Genomic DNA, 4,409 nt, shown 5'->3' with positions numbered 1-4,409 from the left:
CCACGACGGGGGTTGCGGGACCTTTGCCGCATGACGGGAAGCCGGTTGGCACCGTCTTCATTGGCGTCGCCACGCAGGGCGGAACTGCGGCCCATGCCTACTCCTTTCGGGGAGATCGCCCAAGTATCCGTGCGCAGGCGACCGCGGCCGCACTGGAGCGGTTGTTGGAGTGCCTTGTCCATGCCGACTTACCGCACGTAAAGTAGCCGGGAACAAAAACAGCGGCCCAATAGTTGTTACATTGTGTCGCCCCGGAATGGCCGGGGCGCCTAGGATGTAAAAAACAACCGGTGCACCCGCAAGGTGAACCGGCCTCACGAGGGAGCAAGGCGATACAGATGGTTAAGCAGCCCGTATCCATAAACGGCGTTGTCCGCTGGAAGGATGTGGGCTTGGCCGAGAAGGCACCGAGCGAACAGAAGGAGCGCAAAATGGTTGTACTGCGTCACGAAATTGGTGATGTCCTGCGCGATGTCCGCCAGCGCCAGGGCCGTACGCTCCGCGAAGTCTCGCACAGCGCCCGCGTTTCCCTTGGCTACCTGAGCGAAGTTGAACGCGGCCAGAAGGAAGCATCCTCAGAGCTGCTGTCCTCGATCTGCTCGGCCCTGGACGTTCCGTTGTCCGGCATGCTCCGCGAGGTCAGTGACCGGGTTGCCGTCGCCGAAGGCGTCGCTGTTCCGGACACCGTCCCGCAGGAATTCGCCCAGCGCTATGGCCGCGATCTCGATCGCGAGCTCAGCGCCGAACTGAACGACGACTTCACCCAGGGCATGCTCTCCGGAGCCCGCTAGGCGGACCTGAAGTAAAGAAGGAGGGCCTCCAGCTGGAGGCCCTCCTTCTTGGGCTTTTGTGGCCTGGCGAGGTCAGTCCTTGCCGATACCTTCGCCATACGCGGTGTTGAGCCGTTCAATGTAGTCAGCAAGCGTCTGGATTTCTTCCAGCGGCCATTCACCCAGGCGTTCCCGGAACACCTGCCGGCGTGCGTCCTGGACCTGGTGCATCTTTTCTTCGCCCTTGGGGGTGAGCCGGATGGATTGTGCGCGGCCATCCTGAGGGTCGGCCTCTTTGTAGACCATGCCGATGCTTTCCAGGAACGCGATCTGGCGGCTCACCGATGGCTTCCCGACGCCGATGCACGAGGCGAGCTCCGTGAGGCGGATTGGCCCCTCTTTCCGGATGATCGTCAGCAGTCCGTAGGCGGCTGGTTCCATGTCGGGATGGACCTGGCGGGACAACTGGTGGGACAGCGATCGTGCGCGTCGCCAGAACATGCTCAGCTGGTGTTCCACCTGCTGGAGGGCGGCGTCGACGTTGTCGCCAACCTCCACCATCTCTGGCGCGTCGTCGGGAGTGTTGCTCATGACAACCATTCTAGAGTCCGCTCCCATGAGAGACTCTATTGGTGCGGATCAGTGACTTCTGGCGGCTGATGGACGATGAATTCGGGGCCGGCTACTCCCGGGTCCTCAGCAGCTCCCTTGTATTGGCCGGCGTCGGCGGACGGACGGCAGACGACGCCTTGGCAGCGGGCTACAGCCCCCGCGACGTCTGGCTTGCCCTGTGCGACGTCCAGGACGTTCCGCCGGAGCGACGGCTCGGCAGGGATATCAAGCCCGCCGATAAGGGTTCCCGGACGTTCTGAGTTCCGGTTCCTGGACGGACACGCCCACAAATTTGTTCGAATATCTGTTCGGATGAGGCTATGCTCCTATCAGAGGAAAATTGGTCCTGACGGAGCGGTTTCCGTGTCATTCGAAGCCCGTAGTTGTCCACATAGACGAAGTCGCACACAAAATTGTCAGCGGCTCGTACTAGCGTCGGATGAGACAGGAAAGCGGCCGTTCAGGCCAGTCCACAGCGAGAAAGCATCAGAGGTGTGAACCATGGCGGCAAACCAGGATCGTGAGAAGGCGCTCGAGGCAGCGCTTGCCCAAATCGACAAGCAATTCGGCAAGGGCTCCATCATGCGCTTGGGTGACGATATCCGTGCGCCCATCGAAGTCATTCCCACTGGTTCCATCGCCTTGGACGTCGCCCTGGGAATTGGCGGCCTGCCGCGCGGCCGTATCGTGGAAATCTACGGCCCGGAATCCTCGGGTAAGACCACCGTCGCGCTTCACGCTGTGGCCAACGCCCAGCGCCAGGGCGGCATCGCAGCCTTCATCGACGCCGAGCACGCCCTCGATCCCGAGTACGCGGCGAAACTGGGCGTCGATACCGACGCGCTGCTGGTTTCGCAGCCGGATACCGGTGAGCAGGCCTTGGAGATCATGGACATGCTGATCGGCTCCGGCTCCTTGGATATCGTCGTGATCGACTCCGTCGCCGCATTGGTTCCCCGCGCTGAAATCGAAGGCGAAATGGGCGACTCCCACGTCGGCCTCCAGGCCCGCCTTATGAGCCAGGCCCTGCGTAAGATCACCGGCCGGCTGAGCCAGACCAAGACGACTGCCATCTTCATCAACCAGCTCCGCGAGAAGATCGGCGTTTTCTTCGGTTCCCCGGAGACCACCACCGGTGGCAAGGCCTTGAAGTTCTACGCGTCCATCCGCATCGACGTCCGCCGTATCCAGACGCTGAAGGAAGGCGCGGATTCGGTAGGTAACCGGACCAAGGCCAAGATCGTCAAGAACAAGATGGCTCCGCCCTTCAAGATCGCGGAGTTCGACATCATCTACGGCCAGGGTATTTCCCGCGAGGGCGGCATCATCGACATGGGCGTCGAGCACGGCATCATCAAGAAGTCCGGTTCATGGTTCACTTACGACGGTGACCAGCTGGGCCAGGGTATGGAGAATTCGCGCCGTTTCCTGCGGGACAACCCGGAGTTGGCTGCGGACCTCGAGCGGCTCATCAAGGAGAAGCTTGGCGTCGGAGTAGTCAAGCCTGCCGAAGCCGAAAAATCTCCGAAGCTGAAGGCCGTTGACGGCTAAGCGCCAGGGCCGCTCCCGTTCCTCAAGTTCTTCCCGGTCGTGGGGCCCGTCTGCGGATTCGTCCGTGGCGGCGGACCCTGAGGCCAATCCGGAATCGGTAGCCCGGTCCATTGTTTTGCGGCAACTGACCAACTCGCCCAAGAGCAGGCTTCAGCTTGCCCGCAAACTGGCCGAACGGAACGTGCCGGAGGAGGTGGCCGAAGCCGTGCTGGACCGCTTCGAGGAAGTCCGGCTCATTGATGACGCCGATTTCGCCGAGATGTGGGTCCGCAGCCGTTCCCAGTCGAGGAAACTCGCCCGGGGTGCCTTGAGGCGCGAATTGGCGGACAAAGGCATCGACACTGAAACCGCGGAGCAGGCGCTCGCGCAAGTGAGTGACGACGACGAGCGGAACGCGGCCAGGGATCTGGTCGCACGCCGTTTGCGGGCCGGGACGGACCTTTCCGACAGGGCCGAGCGGGACAAGCAAACCCGGCGGCTCGCGTCGATGCTTGCCCGCAAGGGTTACCAGCCATCCACGGCATTCCGGATTGTCGGCGAGGTCTTGGACGAAACCTTGGCGCAGGAGCCTGGCTCCTATGGCGCCGGAGAGTACGGCGGTCCTGAAGCACACGGTCCTGAAGCAGGCGGTCCTGAAGCAGAGGACATCGGCTAAACGGTGTCTCGGAGAAACTGAGAGCTGCCTGTGAGTATTGTCCCCGGCGGCGGGGTTGGGTGGCTTCTGGGTGCCTGTCGGCTAAGGTTCTGGACTAGTGTTCCGAGTCGGGAGGCAGGTCAGATCCAATGAATCCGTTGTCGCTACGGCTTTCGGCAATCATTGTGCCCTTGCTTGTCGCGTCGCTTCTCCAAGCAGGCCCGGCTTCGGCGGACGACGATGCCCCGCCGTCGGGCTATCCCAGCTGGGCAGAAGTACAGCAAGCCCAAGGGAACGAGGCTGCCGCAAGCGCCGAAGTAGACCGCATCAACCAGTTATTGGCTGGACTTCAACAGAAATCCGGAGAGCTCGGCGCGGCGGCCATCAAGGCCGGAACTGAGTACGCCAAGGCCCATGACGCCCTGCTGCACCAGCAGGCAGTCACCCAGAAACTGGCCGAGGCGTCCCAACAGGCCAAGGCAAAAGCGGATTCCTTGAGAAAGGCCACGTCCTCCCTGGTGGTCCAGGCATACGAGTCGGGCGGCTTCGATCCCGGTCCCTGGTCCCTTGCGAACGCCGCCATCGCGCCGGACAACATTCAAAATTTCGCCTTGCTGAACAGGGTCCTGGATCGTACGGCGAAGCTGCACGATGATGCCCTGAGCGCGTCCCGGGCATCTGCCGCCGCAACCGCCCAGGAACAAGCCGCCCGCGATGTGCTGGCCCAGTTGGACAGCGATGCCGCGGCAAAGGCCCAGGCCGCAGAGTCTGCAAGGCGGGCAGCCGAAGACAGCGTGGCCGCCACGGACGGCCAGCGAAAGACCATGGTGGCCCAACTCGCG

At 62.6% G+C, this 4,409-nt stretch carries 6 protein-coding genes and 1 pseudogene; 6 read left to right on the top strand and 1 reads right to left on the bottom strand.

What is annotated here, in order from left to right; genetic code table 11:
- Positions 1-206: CinA family protein (locus AHiyo1_RS04965; protein WP_148667471.1), on the top strand; the 206-nt coding region annotated here is incomplete at its 5' end.
- Positions 207-338: 132 nt separating this feature from the next.
- Positions 339-791 carry a helix-turn-helix domain-containing protein gene (locus AHiyo1_RS04960; RefSeq protein WP_059387810.1) on the top strand — a complete coding sequence of 151 codons (453 nt, stop codon included), beginning with the start codon at positions 339-341 and terminating at the stop codon, positions 789-791.
- A 72-nt stretch (positions 792-863) separates the two neighbouring features.
- Here the strand turns inward: AHiyo1_RS04960 and AHiyo1_RS04955 are convergent, their stop codons facing one another.
- Complete coding sequence (locus tag AHiyo1_RS04955) at positions 864-1,361, bottom strand: MarR family winged helix-turn-helix transcriptional regulator (protein ID WP_059387809.1); 498 nt, start codon at positions 1,359-1,361, stop codon at positions 864-866.
- A gap of 41 nt (positions 1,362-1,402) precedes the next feature.
- On the opposite strand from AHiyo1_RS04955, the gene AHiyo1_RS04950 reads away from it, so the two are divergent.
- The 4 genes and pseudogenes from AHiyo1_RS04950 to AHiyo1_RS24465 form a co-directional block, all read left to right on the top strand.
- Complete coding sequence (locus tag AHiyo1_RS04950; protein WP_059387808.1) at positions 1,403-1,642, top strand: DUF3046 domain-containing protein; 240 nt, start codon at positions 1,403-1,405, stop codon at positions 1,640-1,642.
- A gap of 241 nt (positions 1,643-1,883) precedes the next feature.
- Entirely contained in the window at positions 1,884-2,933 is a 1,050-nt protein-coding gene (gene recA, locus AHiyo1_RS04945; RefSeq protein WP_059387807.1) for a recombinase RecA, read from the top strand.
- Positions 2,934-2,997: 64 nt separating this feature from the next.
- Positions 2,998-3,588 carry a regulatory protein RecX gene (locus AHiyo1_RS04940; RefSeq protein ID WP_253257165.1) on the top strand — a complete coding sequence of 197 codons (591 nt, stop codon included), beginning with the start codon at positions 2,998-3,000 and terminating at the stop codon, positions 3,586-3,588.
- 128 nt (positions 3,589-3,716) lie between these two features.
- Positions 3,717-4,409 (top strand): annotated as a pseudogene (locus AHiyo1_RS24465) (hypothetical protein); the annotation flags it as partial.

Source organism: Arthrobacter sp. Hiyo1, assembly GCF_001263615.2.
Classification (GTDB): Bacteria; Actinomycetota; Actinomycetes; order Actinomycetales; family Micrococcaceae; genus Arthrobacter.
The sequence above is the reverse complement of the archived record's forward strand: the minus strand, read 5'-3'. Positions and strand labels throughout refer to the sequence as shown.

Bases quoted from the DNA above. Each gene is read 5' to 3' on its own strand.
- AHiyo1_RS04960 (WP_059387810.1), top strand. From the start codon at position 339: ATGGTTAAGCAGCCCGTATCCATAAACGGCGTTGTCCGCTGGAAGGAT.
- AHiyo1_RS04955 (WP_059387809.1), bottom strand. From the start codon at position 1,361: ATGAGCAACACTCCCGACGACGCGCCAGAGATGGTGGAGGTTGGCGAC.
- recA (WP_059387807.1), top strand. From the start codon at position 1,884: ATGGCGGCAAACCAGGATCGTGAGAAGGCGCTCGAGGCAGCGCTTGCC.